We start from the raw sequence: 21,078 nt of genomic DNA, 5'->3' as shown, positions 1-21,078 counted from the left end.
GCGCCCGTGACTCACCGTGAGGACCTGATCCGCTCCGCTGTCAGGTGATGGGGAGGTCCTGTTCGGCCCAGATTGTTTTGCCGGTGTACGTCTGGCGGGTCCCCCAGCCCTGGGTGAGCTGGGCGACCAGGAGCAGGCCGCGGCCGCCTTCGTCGAAGGTGCGGGCGCGGCGCAGGTGGGGGGCGGTGTTGCTGGCGTCGGAGACCTCGCAGATGAGGTTGCGGTCGCGGATGAGCCGGAGCCGGATGGGGGCGCCGCCGTAGCGGATGGCGTTGGTGACGAGTTCGCTGACGACCAGTTCGGTGACGAAGGCGACCTCGTCCAGGCCCCAGGCGGCCAGCTGCCGGCAGGTGTTCTTACGGGTCTCGGCGACCGCTGAGGGATCGGGCGGCACGTCCCAGGTGGCGACATGGGCCGCGTCCAGGGCGCGGGTGCGGGCTATCAGCAGCGCCACGTCGTCGGCGGGGCGGTCCGGGAGAAGCGTCCGGAGCACGGTGTCGCAGGTGCTCTCCAAGGACGGAGCCGGCCGGGCCAGCACCTCACGCAGCGCGTCGAGGCCTTCGTCGATGTCGCGGCCACGGGCCTCGATGAGACCGTCGGTGTACAGCGCGAGGAGGCTGCCTTCGGGCAGTTCGATCTCGGTGACCTCGAAGGGCAGGCCGCCCAGCCCGAGCGGCGGGCCCGCGGGGACGTCGGGGAATTCCACGGCGCCGTCCGGGGTCGCCACCGCGGGTACGGGGTGGCCCGCGCGAGCCAGGGTGCAGCGCCGGGAGACCGGGTCGTAGACGGCGTACAGGCAGGTCGCGCCGATGTCGCCGACGGTGCCGACTGCGCTTTCGGCCTCAGCGGACAGGTGGATGACCAGGTCGTCCAGGTGGGTCAGCAGCTCGTCGGGAGGGAGGTCGACATCGGCCAGGGTGCGCACGGCGGTGCGCAGCCGTCCCATGGTGGCCGAGGCCTGTACGCCGTGGCCGACGACGTCGCCGACGACGAGCGCGACCCGGGCGCCGGACAACGGGATCACGTCGAACCAGTCGCCGCCGACGCCGGCCTGTGTGCTGGCGGGCAGGTAACGGGAGGCGACGTCGACGGCGGCCTGCGGGGGCAGCCGCTGTGGCAGGAGACTGCTCTGCAGGGCGAGGGATGTGCGGCGCTCGCGGCTGTAGCGGCGGGCGTTGTCGATGCAGACGGCGGCCCTGGCGGTGATCTCCTCGCCCAGGAGCAGGTCGTCCCGCTCGAAGGGTTCCGGGCGCCGGTGGCGGGAGAAGGTGGCCACACCGAGAGTGATGCCTCGGGCGCGCATCGGCACGGCCAGCACCGAGTGGAAGCCGTAGCGTCGCATCCGCTCGGCCCGGTCCGGGGTCTGGCTCGCCACCCGGTCCATCGCGGCAGCGGTCACGTTCTCGATCAGCGGCCGGCCGGTGGTCAGGCACTTGGCCGCAGTCGAATCGTCCGGGTAGGCGGCCACCGTTCCGCGCTCCACCACGACCTCGGGGGAGCCCTCCAGGACGGACTGGTAGGCGACACGGCGCAGCATGACGGGGCTGGGCGGCGAGCCGGCGCGCGGGTCTTCGCCGCCTTCGATGGCGGGGAGCAGGTCGATGGTGACGAAGTCCGCGAGCTGGGGGATGGCCACGTCGGCGAGTTCCTGCGCGGTCCGGGCGAGGTCCAGGGTGCTGCCGATGCGGACGCTGGCGTCGTTGAGCAGGGCCAGACGTCTCCGGGCCAGGTGCTCCTCGGTCATGTCGCGTGCGGAAAGGAGCACTCCCCGTACCGTTCCCCCGGCGTCCCGCACGGGGGTGAGCGAAGTCGTCCAGACGCTCTCGCTCTCGTGGCCCGCCAGGCGCAGGGACTGCTGCAGATGCTGCTGTTCGCCGGTCTCGAGCGCCCGCCGCATGCACTGTTCCGTCCGGTCGCCCTCCGCGTCGACCACGATCTCCGACACACGCAGCCCCTGCATCGCCGCTTCGGGCAGGCCGATCACACGTTCCATGTCCGCGTTCGCCCGCCGCAGCCGCAGGCCGGTGTCGTAGAGCGCCGTCGTGGACGGGGACCGGTTGAACGCCCACATCACCAGTGCGTCGTCCTGGAGAGGCGGCGACGGGCGGGCCAGGGGGGACACCAGGAGCCACCCGCCGCCCCCGTTGTCCCCGCAGTCGGGCTCCCGGCGGTGGGCCAGCAGGTTCACCGCGAGGCGGTGGCCGTCCCGGTGCAGGAGAGTCGCCGTCCCGTTCCACCTCGGCAGCGTTTGCAGGGAGCGCAGCGTCTCGGCGGGCGGCTCCCCGGCGAGCAGCGGCGCCGCGGGCCGGCCGATGACCTCCGCGGACCGGTATCCGAGCAGCAGCCGTGCTCCCTCGCTCCACCCGGTCACGATGCCGTCCGGATCCACGGTGGCTCTGGCCGTGGCCGACTCGTCGACGGGGTCGTCCGGCCGCCACGCCGCCCGGTCGTCGTCGGCGGTTTCAGAACCCGTCATCACGTTCATCCGCCCTCACCTCGGTCTTTCCACCGTGCTTCCCGGCTCGGCCAGGAGCAACCGGGGGAATGGATGAACATATACGCTTGATGAGGCCATAGGGGCAGAAAAGTGTATCAATGAATCGATGGCGGGGAGTTGTGCCATGACTGCCACCGGCGAGGGAACGTGGCCGGACGCGACCGAATGGACGGGGAAGATCTACAGCGGCGGCTGGCGGCAGTCCGAGGGCGGGGCTCGGTCGGTGAACGAGCCCGCCACGGGAGAGCGGCTGGCGAAGGTGGGTGTGGCGGCGCCCGCGGATGTCGCCCGGGCCGGGGCCCTGGCCGCCCGGGCTCAGCGGGCCTGGGCCGAGACGGCACCCCAGGAGCGCGCCGAGGTCCTGCTTCGGGCTGCACGGGCACTGCGCGACAACAGCGGGGCGATACGCGAGTGGATCGTCAGGGAGTCCGGAGGCGTCCCGGCGAAGGGCGACTACGAGATCGCGGCGGGACTCAGCCAGCTGGCGCAGGCCGTCGGGCTCGCATCGCTGCCCCGCGGCGAGATCCTGAGCCCGTCGATGTCCGGTCAGGCCAGTTACGCGTGGCGGGTACCCATGGGGGTGGTCGGCGTCATCAACCCTTGGAACGCCCCCCTGCTGTTCGCCATGCGGGCCCTCGCGCCCGCGCTTGTGCTGGGCAACGCCGTCCTTCTCAAGCCCGATCCCCACACACCGGTGTCCGGCGGTGTCGTCGTGGCGCGGCTGTTCGAGGACGCCGGACTGCCCGAGGGGCTGCTCCACGTCCTGCCCGGAGGCCCCGGCACCGGTGAGGCGGTCGTGGCTGATCCCCACGTCGCCATGGTCGCCTTCACCGGCTCCACCGAGGCAGGACGGGCGATCGCCCGCGCCGCGGGCGGCGGGCTCAAGCGGGTGGCCCTGGAACTGGGCGGCAAGAACTCGATCGTCGTGCTCGACGACGCGGACGTCGACGCCGCTGCGGCAGCCGGGGCGATGAGTTCCTTCGGCTATCAGGGGCAGGCCTGCGTCGCCGCCGGACGTCATCTGGTGCACGCCGACCTCGTGGAGCCGTACACCGAGGCACTGATCGGGCAGGCCAAGGCGCTGCGGGTCGGCGACCCTCGAGAGAAGGGCGTGGCCCTCGGTCCCGTGATCAGCGAGCGCCAGGCCGCCAGGATCGAACGTATCGTGGACGAGAGTGTGGCCGCCGGGGCACGAGTGCTGGTCGGCGGACGCCGCGACGGGCTGTTCTACCCGCCCACCGTCCTGGAGCACGTCGAGCGGACCATGCCCGCCTTCACCGAGGAGATCTTCGGGCCCGTCGCCCCCGTCGTCGTCTTCCGTACCGACACGGAGGCCGTCGAGATCGCCAACGACACCGAATACGGCCTGACGGCGGCTGTGCACTCCCGTTCGATGCCGCGGGCGGCCGCCATCGCGGAGCAGTTGCGCACCGGCATGGTGCACCTCAACGACGTCTCCGCCAAGGACGCCGCGAACGCCCCCTTCGGCGGAATGGGAGCATCGGGCAACGGCTCCCGCATCGGCGGCACCGCCAACCTGGAGCAGTTCACCCAGTGGCGCTGGATGACGGTGACCGAGGCGGTCTGATGCATACGGTGCCCACCGCGTCCGCGCTGCACAAGCCTGAGCCCTCCGTTCTCAGTGCCGCCGGTCAACTCCCTCAACAGTGGCGTCAACCTGTGCTCGCCCCACCGGCAGTCGAGACACGCCCAGATCAGAGCGCCCGGGCAACGATGCCGACGGCTGCGATTCCCTCATCGATGTGCGGATTGAGGCAGCACGGGCACTGTCTTGAGGGAGGTGGGCCATGTCGAAGGGGCGGCCGCGGACCCGGCTGGCGAGTTGAGATTCCGGTCTGCGAAACCCGGCACGTCCGTCCGTGCGACCGGGCGGACTCTACTGCCTGAGGTCGATCATGCGGACCGGCTGCCCCGTGGTGCGAGCAAGGGTTTCGAAGTCGCGGTCGAAGTGGAGCAGTGTGAGGCCTGCTTCTTCCGCGGCCGCTGCCACGAGGAGATCGACGGGGCCCGCACTGCGGTGTTCCCCTTTTGCGGCCAGTTGTTCCTGGACGATGCGGGAGCGGCGGTAGACGCCGTCAGGCATGGGGCACCACGCGTAGTGGGCGTCGAGTGCAGCCTTCAGCCGCGCGCGGTCCGCGGCTGAGCGGGCGGAGTAGAGGACCTCGAGTTCGGTGATGTCGCAGATCGCGACCAGGCCGGCGCCGATCCTGTCGTCCCAGTCAGTCGTGGTCTGGCGGAGCAGGACGCGGGCGAGGGCGGAGGTGTCGATGAGGTAGTCGGCGACGGTCACGGCCGGTACTGGTTCTTGTCCAGGAGAATGTCGACGTCCAGGGCTCCGTCGGTCACCAGTTGCCGGGCGTCTTCGAGTGCGCGCAGGCGCCGGTAGCGGGCGGTGACCTCGCGCAGGGCGGTGTTGATGGTGTCGCGCTTGGTGGTGGTGCCGAGTTCCTTCGCGGCTTCTTCCAGTGCCTCGTCGTCGAGGTCGATCACGGTGCGGCTCAAGACAGCCTCCTCATGCACACTGTGGCGTATATCAATATACATGATCGATTGTATATCGAGGGTTCGCGCCACCCCTGGTGGTCTGATTTCTCAGGCCTGTGGACTTGCAGCGAGCGGCGATCGTGAACTTGGCTGGTCCTCTGAGCGCAGCCGTCGCACCGCCCAGATCCGTGAGCCGTGCTGCTGGGGGCCTCCGCGCTCGTGGCGCTGCACCGAGTGACGGCGAACGTCCGCCACGGCTCACACCCCTGCCGCAGCCGCCCTCTGGGACGAGACCGACACCCACACCGTCGGCCCGGCTCCCGCAGGCAACCCCGAAGGGCGATGCTCCCTCCTACCGGTCGAACCGCCGGGATACTCGGAGAGGAGCGTTCCTTGGCCCGTCAGTGGTCCCGCAGGAAGTTCGTGGTCTACTCGCTCGCGGCATCCACGCTGACCGTCGCCGCGCCGCTCGGCTGCGACGCGGGGCCGGCGGAAGGCGCCGAGCCCACCGCGGCCCCGGCGCGCCGGCCGTCCGGCGTCCTGGTCACCGGCGCCGACGAGGAGATGTTGGTCCTCGAAGTCACCGAAGCCAACAGGGTCGTCGTACGACTGCCGCGCGTCGAGGTCGGCCAGGGCGTCACCACCGCGGTGGCCATGATGATCGCCGAGGAGCTGGACGCCCGGCTCGCCGACGTCGACGTCCCGCTCGCCGACGCCCGTGCCAAGGGCAACCAGTTCACGGGCGGTTCGAGCTCGGTGACGTCGCTGTACGGTCCGGCCCGTGAGCTGGCCGCCCTGGCGCGCGCCAAGCTGGTGACAGCGGCGGCCAGGCGCTGGCACCTCCCCGCGCGGTCCCTGCACACCCGGAACACGAAGGTGGTCGCGCCGGACGGGCGTTCGGCCACCTTCGGGTCACTGACCGCGAGCGCCGCGCGGATCACCCGGCCGTCCGTGCCGAGCAAACCCAAGCCCGCCTCCCGGCACCAGGTGATCGGGCGGCCGACGACCCGGATCGACGCCCGGGACATCGTCACCGGCAGGGCCCGGTACGCCGGGGACCTGGCGGTGGCCGGAGCGAAGCCGACCGTGGTGGCCCGGCCGCCGACGCTGGGCGGGAAGCTCGTCTCGGTCGACTCCCGGGCCGCACGCGCGATGCCGGGCGTCCATGCCGTCGTCAGGGTCGCGGACGGGGTCGCCGTGGTGGCGGAGTCCTTCCACCACGCGTTCCGGGCGAGGGACGCCCTGCGGATCACCTGGGCGCCGGGTCCGCTCGTGGCGCTCTCCGACGCCGCGATCCGCTCGCGGCTGCGTGCCGCCGTCCCCCGACTGGGCAACCCGCCGCGCGGATCGGCGCAGACGGAGGGCGAGTTCGAGTTCGCCTTCGTCAGTCACGCCCCCATGGAGGTGCTGACCGCGGTGGCGGACGTGCGGGCCGGCCACGCCGAGATCTGGTTCTCCTCCCAGACGCCGATGGACGCGCGCGAGAGCATCGCCTCGGCGGTCGGGCTGCCCGCTTCGAAGGTGCAGGTTCACGTCATCCGAGGCGGCGGCTCCTTCGGCCGGCGACTGAACCACGACGCCGCGATCGAGGCGGCCCTCATCTCGAAGGCGGCCCGTCGGCCGGTCAAGCTGATGTGGAGCCGCGCCGACGACATCCGGCACGGCCGGATGCGCCCGGCCAGCCACCACCGGATCCGGGCCAGCCACGTACAGGGCAGGGTGGTGGCGTTCGCCCACGCGATGGCCTCGGTGAGCGAGTCGCACCCGGGGCGGGGACTCTCCGCTCAGGGGCACGCCCGTGACGGGGCGACGCAGGCCGTCACGCCTGCTTCCGGCCCGCTGCCCAGCGACAGCGGCCTGTACAACTTCGGTCGTGTGTCCGGGGGTTCGGGCTCGGTGGAACTGGCGATACCCCTCGGCGCCTGGCGGTCGGTGGACTCGGGGACGATGCGGACCGCGGAGGAGATCGTCGTCGACGAAGTCGCGAGGAGCCTGGGCAAGGACCCGGTAGCCTTCCGGCGCACCACACTGAGGAGCAAGGCCGTCAAAGCCGTGCTCGACAAGGTCGCGGACGCCGGTGACTGGGGCCGGACCCTGCCGGCCGGCCGGGCACAGGGCGTCGCCGTCCACGAGGAGTACGGCTCCTGCGTGGCCTGCCTGGTCGAAATGGACGCCACCGACCCGAAGAACCCCCGGGTGACGAAGGTGGTGATGGCGGCCGACGTCGGGACGGCCGTCAACCCGCGCGGCCTCGAGGCCCAGCTCATGGGCACCGCGATCGACGGCATCTCCACCGTCCTGCAGGCCGGACTGCACATCGACCGGGGCGCCGTCCGCGAGAGCAGCTACGCCGACTTCCGCTACGCCCGCCAGCGGCACGCCCCGTTGCGCTTCGAGGCGCACATCATGCCCTCCCGGCGGGAACCGGGCGGAGCGGGCGAACTCGGCGTCCCGGCCGCGGCCGGCGCCGTCGCCAACGCCTATGCCCGGGCGACCGGTTCCAGGCCCCGCCGCTTCCCGCTCGACTTCTGACCCGTCCCCCGAGAAGGTGCCGATGCCCTCCTACTCCTTCGTCCTCAACGGGAAGCCGGTCACCGTGGAGGCCCCCTCCGACATGCCGGTGCTGTGGGTCCTGCGGGACATGCTGAACGTCACGGGACCCAAGTACGGCTGCGGCGTGGGCGTCTGCCGTGCCTGTACGAGCCACCTCGACGGCGAGGAGATCCAGCCCTGTGTCGTGCGGGTCGCGGACTGCGCGGGCCGTGAGGTCACCACGATCGAAGGCCTGGCCGACGGCGACAGGCTGCACCCCGTGCAGCAGGCGTGGCTCGACTGCGACGTCGCGCAGTGCGGTTTCTGCCAGCCGGGCCAGATCATGGCCGCCGCGGCCCTGCTGAAGAAGACGCCCCGGCCGACGGACGCGGACATCGACGACATCGAGAACGTGTGCCGCTGCGGCACCTACTCCCGGATCCGCGAGGCGATCAGGAAGGCCGCGGCGAACGGCTGACCGTCGGCCACGGTGTCACGCGTCGTCCCTGCCGCTCCCCGGGCGGTCCGGGGCGCGGCCACCCCGGCGCCCTGGCGCCCCGGCCAGGACGATCCGCTCGGAGCCGGTCGCATACGCTGGTGTTCCTGCCGCCGGTGGAAAGGCGCAGGCTGCGGCGGCGCAGGCTCGCCGTCCGTCCGAGGGGAGGGTGTCGGCGTGGCAGGAGCCGGAGGCCGGTCGACGAAGCGGCTCCAGCGGGGGACCCTTTCGCAGGGGCTCATCGTGACGACCGCGCTGCGGATCCTCGACGAGGACGGGCCGGACGCGCTGACCTTCCAGCGGCTCGGCAAGGAACTGTCCTCCTCCGCGACCGCGGTCTACCGGCACTTCGCGAACCGCGACCACATCATGGTCGCCGTCGCGGAGGAACTCGACAGGATCTCCCTCGAGGGGTACGAGCCGCACGAGTCGTGGGCCGACTCGCTGCGGGACCTGGCGATCCGCGCCTGGAACACCTCTCTGGAGCACCCGGCGGCCGCCGCGCTCTGCATGGGGAGAGTCACCCGGGGCGTCCACGAGCTGCGCGCCGTCGACGCCGTCCTGGAAGCGTTCCACGGCGGCGGCTGGCGCGGCCGGGCGGCCGTCCTGCACTACCAGGCGTTCTCGAACTTCATCCTGGCCATGGCGAGCAACAACGCCTGGCGGCTCGTCAACCAGCGGTTCGGCGCCGAGGCCAACTGGGTGCAGGAGTACCAGCCGGCGGATCCCGCGCTGTACCCCTACGCCGAGGCGGCGAAGGAACACCTGCGCAGCATCGACATGACCGACGTCTTCCGCCGGCAGACGGACATCCTCCTCACGGCCCTCCAGGCGGAGGCGGCGACGCTGCCCCGCGACCGACGCGACTGACGCGACCGGTACGGGACCGCCCGCGCCCCGCGGCAGGATTCACGGCTGCCTCCCGCCGTCTGCCGCCACCGCGGCACGACCGCCCCACGACCGCGGCACGACAGGGATACGGGTGCGGGCGTGAACGCGCCCCGAGATAGTTAACGCTATTGACTACGTCGTTCACTAGCGGCATTCTCTCCACACCGAGTGCTCCACGGCCCGCTTCCACGCGGCGCCGCCGAGGACCGCGCGCACCGCCTTCGCCCTGAACCGCTCGCGCTCGTCCCGCCCGATCCCGACCTGCGCAGAGCCCGACATCTCTCCAGGAGCACCCATGCGCCCCATCCGTGCCCGTGCGGTCCCCGCGACGGCGGCAGTCGCCATGACGGCCGTGCTCGCCGGCTGCACCACCACGGGATCGACGTCCGGAGACCAGAGCAGCGGCGGCGCCGCGACCGCGACGAAGATCCGGACGACGATCGACGTGCCGGCCGGCTTCGACCCGGCCAAGGCCCTGTCCCTGCCGGACTACCTGCTCGCCCGGGACAGTTACGACACCCTCGTGCGCAAGGACGACGGCGGGCTCGTCGGCGGTCTCGCCACCCAGTGGAAGAACACGCCGACCTCGGCCACGTTCACCCTGCGCAGCGACGCGACCTGCGCCGACGGGACGCCGATCACGCCCACGGTCGTCAAGGGCTCCCTCGACCGCTTCCTCGACCCGAAGACGGCGGCGCCCGACCTCCCCACGGTCTTCGGTCCCGGCAACACGGCGAAGGTGAGCGCCGACGACGCGGCGCGGACCGTGACGATCACGCTGGCCAGACCGTGGAGCGACATGGTCACCGGCCTGTCGGTCGCGAGCACGGGCATCGTCTGCCCGGCGGGACTCAAGGACCTCAAGGCCCTCGCCGCAGGCAAGGCCACGGGCTCCCAGTCCGGCCCGTACCTCCTGCAGAAGTCCCAGTCCGGCGTCTCGTACACGTACACGCTCCGCCCGGGGTACAAGGCGTGGCCGGCCTGGCGCACGAAGATCCCCGGCAAGGTCGCCACGACGCTGGAGTACCTGGTCTCGCCCGACCCGACGGCGACCGGCAACCTCGTGACGAGCGGTCAGCTCGACATCGGCAAGATCGACGCCTCGGGCATCGCGCGTTTCGACGGCGTGGACGGCCACACCGTGAGCGTCAGCCGGTTCTCCGACTTCTACCTGCTCTTCAACGAACGACCCGGCACGGTCTTCGCCGACGTCGCCGTCCGCCGGGCCGTCGCCCAGGCCGTCGACCGCGCCGCCTTCGCCAAGGTCGCCTCGAGGGACACCGGCGAGCCGTCGACGATGTTCGTGCAGAAAGGCACCCCCTGCAACGATCCGGGCGCCTCCTTCCTCGTGCCGACCGACAAGTCCGCGGCGGCCGCCGTGCTCAAGGGCAGGAAGATCCGCCTCGTCGGCCCCCAGGTCGTCGGTCCGGCCGGCGCCGGAAACCAGTACGTCCAGGAGGCGCTGCGGGCCGCGGGCGCCGACGTCACCCTCGCCAACGTCGACGTGGGCTCGTGGGTCGGGACCGTGTTCGGCAAGCCCGACGCCTGGGACCTCACGGTCTTCGCCGACCTCAACTTCCTCGGCAGCGTCGCCAACCCGCTCGCCCACTTCGTCGGTCCGACCGTCCAGGAAGGCGGCGGCAACCTCGGCGCGGTGAAGAACCCCGTGGTGGACAAGGCCTTCGCCCAGGGCGCCGGGGCCACGACCGAGCAGGCCCGCTGCACCGCGTACCAGACGGCCGCCAAGGCCCTGATCTCGCAGGCGGACGCGGTGCCGCTGGTCAACGACCCGTTCATCTACGCGCTGCGCAAGGGGTTCAGCGCCCGGATGCTCGGCGGCTCGCTCGACGACCCCATCCTGCGCGTCACCGGCTGACGGGCAGGCCGCCGCACACGGCGGAGCACCACACGGCCGGACCGGGCCGCCCGGGGCGCAGGGCCCCCGCGGTCCGGCGTCCCGCACCGAGACCCCCGACCTCCCCGACCCTCCGACAGGAGTCCCCTGGTGATCGACCCATTCAGCACCGCCCAGCAGATCGCCGACCTCGTGCGCACGAAGGAGGTCAGCCCGGTGGAGGTCGCCGAGACCTACCTCGACCGCATCGAGCGGATCAACCCGGCCGTCAACGCCGTCGTCTGGCTCGACGCCGACGCCGTGCGCGCGGCGGCCGTCCGGGCCGAACGAGCGGTGCTGCGCGGCGAACCGCTCGGCCCGCTGCACGGCGTGCCCGTCCCCATCAAGGACCTCAACTCCGTCGCGGGACAACCCAACACGATGTCCTCGCTGGCGATCCGGGACACCCCGCAGACGGTCACGGACCCCGACGTCCAGCTCCTCCTCGACGCCGGCGCCATCCCCCTCGGCCGGACCAACTCACCGGAGTTCGGCGCGCTGACCGTCTCCGAGAACGCCCGGCACGGCAAGACGCGCAATCCGTGGAACCCGGCGCACACCTCCGGCGGGTCCAGCGGCGGCGCTTCGGCGGCCGTCGCGGCCGGGCTCGCCCCGGTGGCGCACGCCTCCGACGGCGGCGGATCGATCCGCGTCCCGGCGTCCGTCACCGGTCTCGTGGGCCTCAAGCCGAGCCGGGGACGCGTGCCCGCGTTCGTCCGGGGCTGGGAACACTCGACGACCGAGGGCGCGATCACCCGCACCGTGCACGACGCGGCCCTCATGCTCGACGTCATGGGCCGTGCCGACCGGCTCGCCTGGTACAGCGCGCCGGAGCCGGGTCGCCCGTACATCGAGGAGGTGGGCGCCGATCCCGGCCGGCTGCGGATCGGCCTGCTCCTCGACGCACCCACCGGGCTGCCCGTCGACGAGGAGTGCCGCACGGCGGCGCTGAAGGCCGCGCAGGCACTGCGCGACCTCGGGCACGAGGTCGTCGAGGCCCGTCCGAAGATGTTCTCGTACGAGGCGATCATGGGCTTCACCTGGACCGTCATCAGCGCCTCCACCTACGCGATCGAGGTCGACGACCCCGAGGCGGTGGACCCCTACATCCGGCGCCGCCGGGAGACCGCCCTCGAGGTCACCGCCGGCGACTACGCCCGCACGGCGGCCCGCCTGCAGGCCGAGTCACGCGACGTGGTCGCCCAGTGGGGCAGGGACTTCGACGTCCTCCTCACCCCGACCACGGCCGTCGTGGCGCCGCCGGTCGGCCCCGTGTACGACGAGGCGAACTCCGACCCGGACGGCCCGCGGCACACCGAGACCCGGATGGTCTCGTTCACCGCGTTCGCCAACATCGCCGGGCTGCCCGCCGTCTCGCTGCCCGTCCACACGACCGCGGACGGACTGCCGGTCGGCGCGCAACTCGTCGGCGCGCCCTTCGACGAGGCGACGCTGCTGCGGCTGTCGGCCCAGCTCGAGCCGCGGTTCCGCTGGTACGAGCGGCACCCGGACGACGCGGCGCTGGCCGGGGCGCTGTGAGCGCCGGGTCCGCGGTCCCGACCGGACCGCTGCCGGCCGCACCCGCCCGGCACGTGCCCCGGCCGCGGCTCCGGCTCTGGCCGCGCGGCGGCTGGGCCGGGTTCGCCGTCCGCCGGGCGGGCGGCCTGCTGATGTCCATGCTGCTGCTCGTCCTCGTGACGTTCCTCATCGTGCCCCTACTGCCGGGGGACCCGGCCCGGGCCATCGCCGGCACCAACTCGTCCCCGGCCACGCTCGCGGCGATACGCGAACGGATGGGCCTCGACGAGCCGCTCGCGACACGGTTCGTCCACTACCTCGGCGACATCGCGTCCGGACGGCTCGGCACCTCGTTCCGGTTCGACACCCCGGTCGCGGACATCGTCGCGACCCGGTTGCCGTACACGGTCCAGCTCGTCATCCCGGCCGTCCTGCTCTCCCTGGTCATCGCCGTCCCGCTGGGCATGACCGTCGGCGTCCTCACCCGTGACGGACGCCGCCGCCGGCTCGGCGTCGGATTCGGCACGATCGCGGGCCTCCTCGCGTCGGCGCCGGTCTACGTCGTCGCGACCCTCCTCATCGTCCTGTTCTCGATCAGCCTCGGACTGCTGCCGTCCGGCGGCGCCTCGACACCGAGCGCCCTCGTCCTGCCGATCGCCGCGCTCTGCATCGGCCCGGCCTTCGCCGTCGCCCGGGTCGTCCGGCAGGAGACGGCCTCGGTGCTCACCCAGGACTACATGAGGACCGCCCGCGGCCACCGCCTGGGATCCGTGCGTCTCCACCTGCGCCACGCACTGCCCAACCTCGTGACGAGCGTCCTCACCCTGAGCGGTCTCGTCCTCACGTCGCTGCTCGGCGGGACGATCATCCTGGAGAACGTCTTCACCTATCCCGGGCTCGGCACCGAGGTCGTCCAGGCGATCATCTACAAGGACTATCCGGTGATCCAGGGCATCATCCTCGTCGTCGGCATGCTCGCCCTGCTCGTCAACCTCCTCGTCGACGTCGTCCTCGGGATCGTCGACCCCCGCACCCTCGAGGGAGGTCGTCGTGGCCACTGACACGACCGTGCGCCGATGGCTGCGCACCCCGTCGCTGCTGTCCGGCGCCGTGATCCTCGGCCTGCTCCTCGTCGTGGCCCTCGTGGCCCCGCCGCTGCTGAGGAGCTCCGCGGAGACCCTCACCGACAACGCCCGCCTGGGCCCCGGCGCCGGGCATCTCCTCGGCACCGACGCCTTCGGCCGCGACGTCCTCGCCCGGGCCCTCGTCGCGACCCGGCTCACCCTGCTCATGGCGGCCGCCGCCACCGCCGCCTCGTTCGTCGTCGGCGTCGCGCTCGGCGCGCTGGTCCACCTGGCGCCCGGATGGCTGCGCGAGACCTGCCTGCGGCTCATCGACTCGGCGGTGGCCTTCCCCTCGCTCGTCCTCGCCCTCGTCATCGCGGCGGTGCTCGGACCGGGCACGGGGTCCGCGATCGTCGCGATCGCCGTCGCCGGCGTCCCCGGGTTCGCGCGGCTGACGGCGAACCTGTCGGCGACCGTCGCGGACAAGGAGTACGTCCTCACCGCGCGCCTGCTCGGCGTTCCCGGACTGCGCATCCTGGGCCGGCACGTCCTGCCGAACATCAGCGGCCCGCTGCTGGTGCTCCTCAGTTCGAGCTTCACCCTGTCCCTGCTCGACATCAGCAGCCTGTCGTTCGTCGGCCTCGGAGTGCAGAACCCGCAGTACGACTGGGGCCGGCTGCTCAACGAGGCCCTGCCGTCGATCTTCGCCCAGCCGTCGCTCGTCCTCGCCCCGTCGATCATGCTCATCGTCACCGGCGTGGGCGCCATGCTCCTCGGAGACGGCGTGGCCTCACTCGTCGACCCGCGAACCCGCGGCACGGCGCCCGCACCGGCCACCGCCGGGGACGCGGCGGGAGGCGCCGCCCCGGCCGACCCTGCCGCCCCGGCCGTTCACGCCGCTCCGGCACAGGACGGCCTGCTGACCGTCGCCGGGCTGACCGTGCGGGCCGGCGACCGGACCCTCGTCGACGACGTGTCGTTCACCATCGGGGCCGGTCAGATCGTCGGCCTCGTGGGGGAGTCGGGCTCGGGCAAGTCCACCATCGCCATGGCGGTCGCGGGCCTGCTCCCCGAGGGCGTGCGGGCGAACGCCTCGCGCCTCGCCCTCGGCGACCTCGACCTGCTCGCGGCACCGCCGGCGCGACGCCTCGCGACCGAGATCGGCATCGTCTACCAGGACCCGATCGGCACGTTCAACCCCGCGCTGAGGCTCGGCGCCCAGCTCACCGAAGTGGCCAGGGTCCACCTCGGGAAACCCCGGCGTCAGGCGGCCCGGGACATGGTCCGCGCCCTCGCCGACATCCACGTCACCGAGCCGGAGCGGCGGCTGCGCCAGCACCCGCACGAGCTGAGCGGCGGCATGCTCCAGCGCGCCTCGATCGCCTCCGCGATGACGACGAACCCTCGGCTGCTCATCGCCGACGAGCCGACGACGGCACTCGACGTCACCGTCCAGGCGGAGGTGCTGCGCCAGTTCCGGCGCATCAACCGCGAGCACGGCACGGCGATGCTGTTCATCTCGCACGACATCGGCGTGGTCGGCGTGCTCTGCGACACCGTCCTGGTGCTGCACGGCGGCCAGGTCGTCGACCGGACCACGGGCGCCGACCTGCGCCGGGGGACGGTCACCCATCCGTACACCCGCGCGCTGCTCGCGGCGACGCCCGCCGCGGTCGAGGCAGGCGAAACCCTCAGCGCGGTCCGGTGGACGTCCGGCGCGCCGTGCGCACAGCCGGATGGAGCGCTGTCCGACGACCATTCCGACGACCTTTCCGAAAAAGCCGCGGACCGCCCCCCGGCCGCGGAAGGGAGCCGTTGATGTCCGTCACCGCCATCGCACCGGACCCGCAGGCGGCCGCCCCGCTGCTGCGCGTGGAGGATCTCACCGTCGAGCTCGGCCACGGCGACGCGGCCCGCAGGGTGCTCAAGGGAGTCACGTTCGACATCCCCCGGGGCAGCACCCTCGCCCTCGTCGGCGAGTCCGGGTCGGGCAAGACGACGCTCGCGCGGACCCTCGTCGGCGTCCACAGGCCGTCGAGCGGCCGGATCCTCGTGGACGGCGCCCCGCTGCGCACCTCGCGCGGACGGGCAGGCGCCGCGACGGTCCAGATGATCCCGCAGGACCCGTACTCCTCGTTCGACCCGCGGCGCACCGTCGCGCAGTCGCTCGCCGAGGCTCTCGACCCGGTCCGGGCCAGGGTCGCACCGGTCCGGGCCCGGATCGCCGAACTGCTCGTCCAGGTGAGCCTCGACCCGGACGCCATGGACCGCTATCCGCACGAGTTCTCCGGCGGCCAGCGGCAGCGGCTGGCGATCGCACGGGCTCTCGCGCCGCGCCCCCGGTTCGTCATCGCCGACGAGATCACCTCGGCCCTCGACCTGACGACCCAGGCCGAGATCCTCAACCTGCTCGCCGATCTGCGCCGCCGGCTCTCGCTGACGATGCTGTTCATCTCGCACGACCTGGCCGTCGTCCGGCACGTCAGCGACACCGTCGCGGTCCTGCTGCACGGCGACCTCGTCGAGCTGGGCCCGACCGCAGCCACCTTCGCGGGGCCGAACCACCCGTACACCGCTCGTCTTCTGGCGTCCGTCCCGGGAGACCCGAGGTTCCGCCTCGACGACGAGCCCGCCACGGTGTGAGCCGACCGCACACGGTCCGGCGCTCGGCGGGCCGTGTGCGGTCGACCGGCACGGCCCGCACCGAGTGCGGCACCGCGGGCTGCGCACGGCCGTGGAGCGGGTGCCCGAAGTCCGCCTCCGTGTGACAGGCGCGACCGGGGTGACCGATAGTGGGTGCAGGGGGCTTCTCCCAGGATTCCGGAGCAGCCATGGACCGCTACCCTCCCGTCGCCGACCACGGTCTCGTGGGCGACCCGCAGACCGCCGCGCTCGTCTCGTGTCGACCCATGGCCACCCACGCCCGTCCGACGGGCCAACCCCGGTTGACCGCGGCCGAGTTCGGCGATCTGTACCGGCGTGTGGCCTCGCGCGCCGCCTGGGCCCACGGTGACCGGGGCGCTCTGTCGGCGCTCACTGCGGCCCGTGTGCTGGCCGCCAACCGGGAGGTGCGCGCCGGCCGGTCGGTCACGATGGCCGCGCCGGTGCAGACCGCGCCCGGCCCCGACGATCCGGAGCCCGCGAGACACCGGATGCGCGCCTGGCCACGAACGCCGGGCGACGCCGCGAGCGGTCTCCACTTCGCCATGGACAGCGTCGCCATGAACGTGCACGGGGACGCCGACAGCCATGTCGACGCCCTGTGCCATGTGATCTACGACGGCACGCTGCACGGTGGCGTGAGCGCGGACACCGTCACCGCGGACGGCGCCGGCGCGCTCTCGATCGAGACGGCTCACGACGGGATCGTCGGACGCGGTGTGCTGCTGGACATTCCCCGGCTGCACGGCGTGCCGTGGCTCGAACCGGGTGAGCACGTGAGCGCCGACGACCTCGGTGCGGCGGAGGCCGCCCAGCACGTCCACGTGGGCGCGGGCGACCTCCTGTTCGTCCGGGTCGGCCATCGCCGGCGCCGTGCCGAACTGGGGGCGTGGCACACGGCGGACGCGCGGGCGGGCCTGCATCCGTGCGCGCTGGAGTTCCTGGCGGACCGCCGGGTGTCGGTGCTCGGCAGCGACGGGAACAACGACACCGCCCCGAGCTGCACCGAGGGCGTCGACTTCCCCGTGCACGTGCTCGCGATCCACGCCATGGGCCTCCACCTGCTGGACTACCTGCAGTTCGAGGACCTGGCGCCGGTCTGCGAGGAGGAGGGGCTCTGGTCGTTCCTGTGCGTCGTCGCTCCGCTGAGGCTGCCGCACGCCACCGGCTCACCGGTCAACCCGATCGCCGTTCTCTGAGGCGGGCGTCCCGAGGGCCGAGGGGCGGTGCAAGCCGTGCCGGCCGTCGAAGGAACGGGCGCATGACCGGCTCCCTTCGAGTCGCCGACCCCGACGGCGCCCGATAGCGTCGAAAAAGGCATGAATGTTCCTGTCGCCCTGGTGGGCGCTCTGCGAACTCGGCAAGTCGGACGCCGACCAGATCCACGGCGAGGCGCCGCGCTGGGCCGGAGCGGTCTCGCCGGACATGCCGTTCGAGATGCTCGCCCACCACGCGGTGGACTTCTGGCTGTGCGGGGAGGATCTGCCGTTGCCCGAGAGCCGTGTCACCCTCGACCGTGACGACCGCATCCACCTGGCCCTCGACGAGAAGAACAACATCGCCGGACTGAACCGTCTGCGTCACAAGCTGCAGGGCATGCTCGGGCACCTCGGCATGCACGAGCACCGTCTGCTGTCGCACAGCATCTACCTGCACAAGGGCATGCCGATCGGGGCCACCGCGCACCAGGCCGGCACCGTGCGGTTCGGCGAGGACCCGCGGAGTTCGGCGCTCGACGTCCACTGCAAGGCCCACGACCTCGACAACCTGTACGTCGTCGACACCGGCTTCTTCCCGAGCATCGGCGCGGTGAACCCGTCGCTGACCGCCATGGCGAACGCCCTGCGGGTCGGCGACCACATCGCCGCGCGGCTGGGCTGACTTCTCGACGCGGCCGGTCCGCGCGTGCGAGGACCGGCCGGGCGTCGTCAGATGCCGTCGCCGGGTGTTCCGGCGGCCCCGGTGTCGGCTTCCGTGAGCGGCTCCAGTTCGCCCATGGTGTCGAGCCGGTAGAGCACCGCCAGCGCCGGGCCGACGAGCACGACGGCGACGGCCGTGACGATTCCCAGCCAGCGCAGGGTGTGGGAGGCGCCCGCCCCCTGAGCCACCGTCAGCGACGTGGGCAGCAGGTACGGGCGTTGCGCGAGGCCCCAGGCGCCGACGATCAGGGCGACGCTCGCCACCGACGTGTACCGGGACCAGCCGTAGGACCTGCGCAGCAGAAGCAGCACGGTGGCCAGACCGCAGACCGCGGCTGCCACGACCAGCAGAAGTCCCGCGCCCCCGGTGAGGCCGTCCCAGACGTAGCGGGCGTCGCTGTGGGTGACGGGCAGGCCGACGAGCGCGAGGACGACGACGGCGGCGAAGGCGCTCATCGCACGCAGCCGGAAGTATCCGACGAGGTCGTCGGCGTCGAACCGCAGCGCGTCGGAGCACAGGAACACCGCCCCCAGGAACGCCGTCGCGGCGACCGCCAGCAGGCCCGTCAGGACCGAGGTCGGATTGGCCCAGGCGTCCGCCGTGGCGGTCGTGCCGACCGCGACCCGGCCCGAGGCGACGGCGCCGAGCGCCGCTCCGAGGAAGAACGGCGTGAGCAGCGACGACACGGCGAACGTCGCGCCGAAGAGGCGTCGTCGGGCCAGCCGGCGGGTCGGCTTGCGCAGGGCGAATCCGGCCCCCCGGAGCACCAGGCCGACGGAGGCGAGGGCGAGCGGCAGCCACAGGGCGCTGAAGACGGCCTGGAACATCGTCGGGAAGCCGGTCCACATGATGACCAGGACGAAGATCAACCACACGTTGTTGGCCTCCCAGACGGGCGCCATGGCATGGTCGATGAGCCACCGGGGCCGTCGGCCGCGTTCCGTGCCGCCCGCCAGCAGGTCCCAGAAGCCGGCGCCGTAGTCGGTGCCCCCGGCGCAGGCGTAGGCGGCGATCGCGACCACCATGACCCAGGCGACGAGGTCGGCCATCATGACGCACCGCCCGTCGGGCGGTCCGACCCGTCACGGGGCAGGGCCCGGGTGGCCGCGGGCTCGGGCTCGGGTCCGCTCGGTCCGTAGGGGGTGTCGGTCTCCGGGGGCGAGGAGGCTCCCGCGGCGGCCCGCCCCTCGTCCGCGAGACGCCAGCCGGTCCGCATCCTCAGGACGACCGCGAGGAACGAGCCGAAGACGGCCGCGTACACGAGGACGACGATGCCGAGCATCGCCCACAGCGACCCGGCGCCGGTGGAGGTCACCGCCTCCGACACCCTCATGCGGTCGTAGACGATCCAGGGCTGGCGGCCGACCTCCGTGGTGATCCAGCCGCATTCCACGGTCGCCAGGCAGGCGGCTCCGGCGACCGCCGCGCAGCGGAAGAACCAGCGGCTGCGGGGAAGGTCACGGTGCCGCAGCCGGCACCAGCCGTACCAGAGGGCGAGCAGGACCAGCAGGCTGCCGAGGGTGACCATGATGTCGAAGGCCCAGTGGGCGATGGTGGCCTGGAGGACGGTGGGACGGTCGGCGGCCGGTACCGAGGTCAGTCCGGTCACCCGGGTGCTGGGCTTGAAGCCGGCGAGGATCGAGTCCAGCTGGGGGATTCTCAGGCCGCCGGAGATCGTCCCGTCGTCGTTCAGCCGGCCGAACATGTACTCGGGCACATGGGTGTCGGTCTTCCAGACGAGTTCCGTGGCGGCGAACTTGACCGGCTGCTTGTGGAAGACGGCCCGGGCGGCGGAGTCGCCGAGCACGAACTGGACCGGTGTGAGGATCGCGGCCACGGTGAACGGCAGCGTGAACCCCAGCCGGTGGTAGCGGTCGCGGCGGCCGCGCAGCCAGCCGACCGCGTACACGCCGGCCACCACGTAGCCGGCGGTCAGGAACATCGCCACCACGAAGTGCCAGTACTCCGCGCCGAAGATCGGTGTGAAGATCGCCTGCCGCACGTCCACCTGAACCGGACGGCCCTGGGCGTCCAGACGGAACCCCTGCGGGGTGTTCATCCAGGAGTTGGCCGCGATGATCCCGAACGCACCCGTCAGGGCCGCCGCCGGCAGCGGCACGGCGAGCCAGAAGTGGGTCCAGGGCCGGAGCCGGCGCCACCCGTAGAGGTAGACCGCGATCAGGACGGCCTCCAGGAAGAACGCCCACGCCTCGACGCCGAATCCCAGGCCGAAGACGTCTCCCCAACGGCCCATCATGCCGGGCCACAGCAGGCCGAACTCGAAGGACAGCACGGTGCCGGTGACGACGCCGACCGCGAACTGGACCGCCATCACCGCCGACCAGCGCCGGGCGAGCGTCAGGGCGACGGGGTCGTCGCGGCGCAGCGCCCGGTGGTGCATGAGCAGGGTGATGAACGGCAGTGCGACGCCGAACGGGACCAGCAGGATGTGCGAGGCCAGGGTGAAGGCCATCAGCTCCCGCGCCGGCAGGAGCTGGGACGGGGTGCTCGCAAAGAAGGCCGCTGTGCTGAGCATGTGCGCCTCGGGGGTCTGCCCCGCAGGCACGCGGGGTGAGGAACGGTATGCAGAAGGGACTGGTCTCTTTTCGGTGTGTCGCGGACGGTGCGCCCGGCGGGAGCGGGGGCGACGTGCGGGGCCGGGAGGCGGGCCGGCCCGGCCGGAGCGGATGCGGGAGGGGGCCGGTCGGACGCAGGGGGCGTCGCAGCCCGGCGTTTCCGACCAAAACATCCTGCGCCGCGTGCCGGACACAGCGGCACACCTCCCGGCCGCATTCGGCCGGGCATGTCACACGCCTGGGCTACGGGCCGCCGCGACGGGTTTCGCCGCGGCCGCGACCGGGGGAGCGGGCGAAGCCGGTGACGACGCACAGGGATGCCGGCGCCCCCTGCGGGGCGCCGGCATCCCTGTCGGCGCCGGATTCCGTGTCGGATCCGGTGTCTGGTCAGCTGGTCAGCTGGTCAGGCGGAAGGTGGCGTCGCTGCGTCCTGTCGCGTTGGTGATGGGGTCGAGGCGGAGCTGGTAGGCGTAGTGGCGGATGTAGTGGTCGGGGTGGTTGTACGACTGGAAGGACGACCAGGT

At 72.4% G+C, this 21,078-nt stretch carries 17 protein-coding genes and 1 pseudogene; 11 read left to right on the top strand and 7 right to left on the bottom strand.

What is annotated here, in order from left to right; genetic code table 11:
* Positions 1-40: 40 nt before the first annotated feature.
* Positions 41-2,485, bottom strand: a complete 2,445-nt coding sequence (locus ACH4ZA_RS24660; RefSeq protein ID WP_319280462.1) for a SpoIIE family protein phosphatase — start codon at positions 2,483-2,485, stop codon at positions 41-43.
* 136 nt (positions 2,486-2,621) lie between these two features.
* Between ACH4ZA_RS24660 and ACH4ZA_RS24655 the strand changes: the two genes are divergently transcribed.
* A complete protein-coding gene (locus ACH4ZA_RS24655; RefSeq protein ID WP_398431649.1) occupies positions 2,622-4,085 on the top strand; it encodes an aldehyde dehydrogenase family protein in 1,464 nt (487 codons plus the stop codon).
* 309 nt (positions 4,086-4,394) lie between these two features.
* On the opposite strand, the gene ACH4ZA_RS24650 is transcribed toward ACH4ZA_RS24655, so the two are convergent.
* Both ACH4ZA_RS24650 and ACH4ZA_RS24645 read right to left on the bottom strand, forming a co-directional pair.
* Positions 4,395-4,808, bottom strand: a complete 414-nt coding sequence (locus tag ACH4ZA_RS24650; RefSeq protein ID WP_398431648.1) for a PIN domain nuclease — start codon at positions 4,806-4,808, stop codon at positions 4,395-4,397.
* Positions 4,805-5,020 carry a type II toxin-antitoxin system VapB family antitoxin gene (locus ACH4ZA_RS24645; RefSeq protein WP_319280468.1) on the bottom strand — a complete coding sequence of 72 codons (216 nt, stop codon included), beginning with the start codon at positions 5,018-5,020 and terminating at the stop codon, positions 4,805-4,807. The genes ACH4ZA_RS24650 and ACH4ZA_RS24645 overlap by 4 nt, the downstream gene beginning before the upstream one ends.
* A gap of 405 nt (positions 5,021-5,425) precedes the next feature.
* Between ACH4ZA_RS24645 and ACH4ZA_RS24640 the strand changes: the two genes are divergently transcribed.
* The 3 genes from ACH4ZA_RS24640 to ACH4ZA_RS24630 all read left to right on the top strand — a co-directional run bounded on the left by ACH4ZA_RS24640 (position 5,426) and on the right by ACH4ZA_RS24630 (position 8,900).
* Complete coding sequence (locus ACH4ZA_RS24640; RefSeq protein ID WP_398431745.1) at positions 5,426-7,534, top strand: molybdopterin cofactor-binding domain-containing protein; 2,109 nt, start codon at positions 5,426-5,428, stop codon at positions 7,532-7,534.
* Positions 7,535-7,556: 22 nt separating this feature from the next.
* On the top strand, positions 7,557-8,012 hold the full coding sequence (locus tag ACH4ZA_RS24635) for a (2Fe-2S)-binding protein (protein WP_319280470.1): 456 nt from the start codon (positions 7,557-7,559) through the stop codon (positions 8,010-8,012).
* Positions 8,013-8,207: 195 nt separating this feature from the next.
* On the top strand, positions 8,208-8,900 hold the full coding sequence (locus ACH4ZA_RS24630) for a TetR/AcrR family transcriptional regulator (protein ID WP_398431647.1): 693 nt from the start codon (positions 8,208-8,210) through the stop codon (positions 8,898-8,900).
* Between the two features lie 165 nt (positions 8,901-9,065).
* Here the strand turns inward: ACH4ZA_RS24630 and ACH4ZA_RS24625 are convergent, their stop codons facing one another.
* Positions 9,066-9,218: a hypothetical protein gene (locus ACH4ZA_RS24625; RefSeq protein ID WP_319280474.1), complete on the bottom strand. Its 153-nt coding sequence runs from the start codon at positions 9,216-9,218 to the stop codon at positions 9,066-9,068.
* On the opposite strand from ACH4ZA_RS24625, the gene ACH4ZA_RS24620 reads away from it, so the two are divergent.
* The 7 genes and pseudogenes from ACH4ZA_RS24620 to ACH4ZA_RS24590 all read left to right on the top strand — a co-directional run.
* A complete protein-coding gene (locus ACH4ZA_RS24620) occupies positions 9,217-10,797 on the top strand; it encodes an ABC transporter substrate-binding protein (protein WP_319280476.1) in 1,581 nt (526 codons plus the stop codon). The genes ACH4ZA_RS24625 and ACH4ZA_RS24620 overlap by 2 nt on opposite strands.
* Before the next feature lie 129 nt (positions 10,798-10,926).
* Positions 10,927-12,354, top strand: a complete 1,428-nt coding sequence (locus tag ACH4ZA_RS24615; protein ID WP_398431646.1) for an amidase — start codon at positions 10,927-10,929, stop codon at positions 12,352-12,354.
* Positions 12,351-13,394, top strand: coding sequence for an ABC transporter permease (locus tag ACH4ZA_RS24610; protein WP_398431645.1), 1,044 nt, complete (start codon positions 12,351-12,353; stop codon positions 13,392-13,394). Before ACH4ZA_RS24615 ends, ACH4ZA_RS24610 begins: the two co-directional genes overlap by 4 nt.
* A complete protein-coding gene (locus ACH4ZA_RS24605) occupies positions 13,384-15,216 on the top strand; it encodes a dipeptide/oligopeptide/nickel ABC transporter permease/ATP-binding protein (protein WP_398431644.1) in 1,833 nt (610 codons plus the stop codon). The genes ACH4ZA_RS24610 and ACH4ZA_RS24605 overlap by 11 nt, the downstream gene beginning before the upstream one ends.
* Complete coding sequence (locus ACH4ZA_RS24600) at positions 15,216-16,040, top strand: ABC transporter ATP-binding protein (protein WP_398431643.1); 825 nt, start codon at positions 15,216-15,218, stop codon at positions 16,038-16,040. Before ACH4ZA_RS24605 ends, ACH4ZA_RS24600 begins: the two co-directional genes overlap by 1 nt.
* 266 nt (positions 16,041-16,306) lie before the next feature.
* Positions 16,307-17,257: a cyclase family protein gene (locus ACH4ZA_RS24595; RefSeq protein ID WP_398431744.1), complete on the top strand. Its 951-nt coding sequence runs from the start codon at positions 16,307-16,309 to the stop codon at positions 17,255-17,257.
* A 157-nt stretch (positions 17,258-17,414) separates the two neighbouring features.
* Positions 17,415-17,939: pseudogene (locus tag ACH4ZA_RS24590) on the top strand (GMC family oxidoreductase); the annotation flags it as partial.
* A gap of 47 nt (positions 17,940-17,986) precedes the next feature.
* Here the strand turns inward: ACH4ZA_RS24590 and ACH4ZA_RS24585 are convergent.
* The 3 genes from ACH4ZA_RS24585 to ACH4ZA_RS24575 form a co-directional block, all read right to left on the bottom strand.
* Positions 17,987-19,030 (bottom strand): cytochrome d ubiquinol oxidase subunit II, encoded by a 1,044-nt coding sequence (locus ACH4ZA_RS24585; protein ID WP_319280487.1) that lies wholly within the window; start codon positions 19,028-19,030, stop codon positions 17,987-17,989.
* On the bottom strand, positions 19,027-20,514 hold the full coding sequence (locus tag ACH4ZA_RS24580; RefSeq protein WP_398431642.1) for a cytochrome ubiquinol oxidase subunit I: 1,488 nt from the start codon (positions 20,512-20,514) through the stop codon (positions 19,027-19,029). Before ACH4ZA_RS24580 ends, ACH4ZA_RS24585 begins: the two co-directional genes overlap by 4 nt.
* A gap of 435 nt (positions 20,515-20,949) precedes the next feature.
* Positions 20,950-21,078: AbfB domain-containing protein (locus ACH4ZA_RS24575; protein ID WP_398431743.1), on the bottom strand; the 129-nt coding region annotated here is incomplete at its 5' end.

It is taken from the genome of Streptomyces sp. NPDC020597, from assembly GCF_044335095.1.
In the GTDB taxonomy this organism is placed as follows: Bacteria; Actinomycetota; Actinomycetes; order Streptomycetales; family Streptomycetaceae; genus Streptomyces.
The sequence above is the reverse complement of the archived record's forward strand: the minus strand, read 5'-3'. Positions and strand labels throughout refer to the sequence as shown.

What these genes read in the sequence shown, in the direction of transcription:
- ACH4ZA_RS24660 (WP_319280462.1), bottom strand. Translation starts at nt 2,485, where the DNA reads ATGAACGTGATGACGGGTTCTGAAACCGCCGACGACGACCGGGCGGCG.
- ACH4ZA_RS24655 (WP_398431649.1), top strand. Translation starts at nt 2,622, where the DNA reads ATGACTGCCACCGGCGAGGGAACGTGGCCGGACGCGACCGAATGGACG.
- ACH4ZA_RS24635 (WP_319280470.1), top strand. Translation starts at nt 7,557, where the DNA reads ATGCCCTCCTACTCCTTCGTCCTCAACGGGAAGCCGGTCACCGTGGAG.
- ACH4ZA_RS24620 (WP_319280476.1), top strand. Translation starts at nt 9,217, where the DNA reads ATGCGCCCCATCCGTGCCCGTGCGGTCCCCGCGACGGCGGCAGTCGCC.
- ACH4ZA_RS24625 (WP_319280474.1), bottom strand. Translation starts at nt 9,218, where the DNA reads ATGGGTGCTCCTGGAGAGATGTCGGGCTCTGCGCAGGTCGGGATCGGG.
- ACH4ZA_RS24600 (WP_398431643.1), top strand. Translation starts at nt 15,216, where the DNA reads ATGTCCGTCACCGCCATCGCACCGGACCCGCAGGCGGCCGCCCCGCTG.
- ACH4ZA_RS24595 (WP_398431744.1), top strand. Translation starts at nt 16,307, where the DNA reads ATGGCCACCCACGCCCGTCCGACGGGCCAACCCCGGTTGACCGCGGCC.
- ACH4ZA_RS24585 (WP_319280487.1), bottom strand. Translation starts at nt 19,030, where the DNA reads ATGATGGCCGACCTCGTCGCCTGGGTCATGGTGGTCGCGATCGCCGCC.
- ACH4ZA_RS24580 (WP_398431642.1), bottom strand. Translation starts at nt 20,514, where the DNA reads ATGCTCAGCACAGCGGCCTTCTTTGCGAGCACCCCGTCCCAGCTCCTG.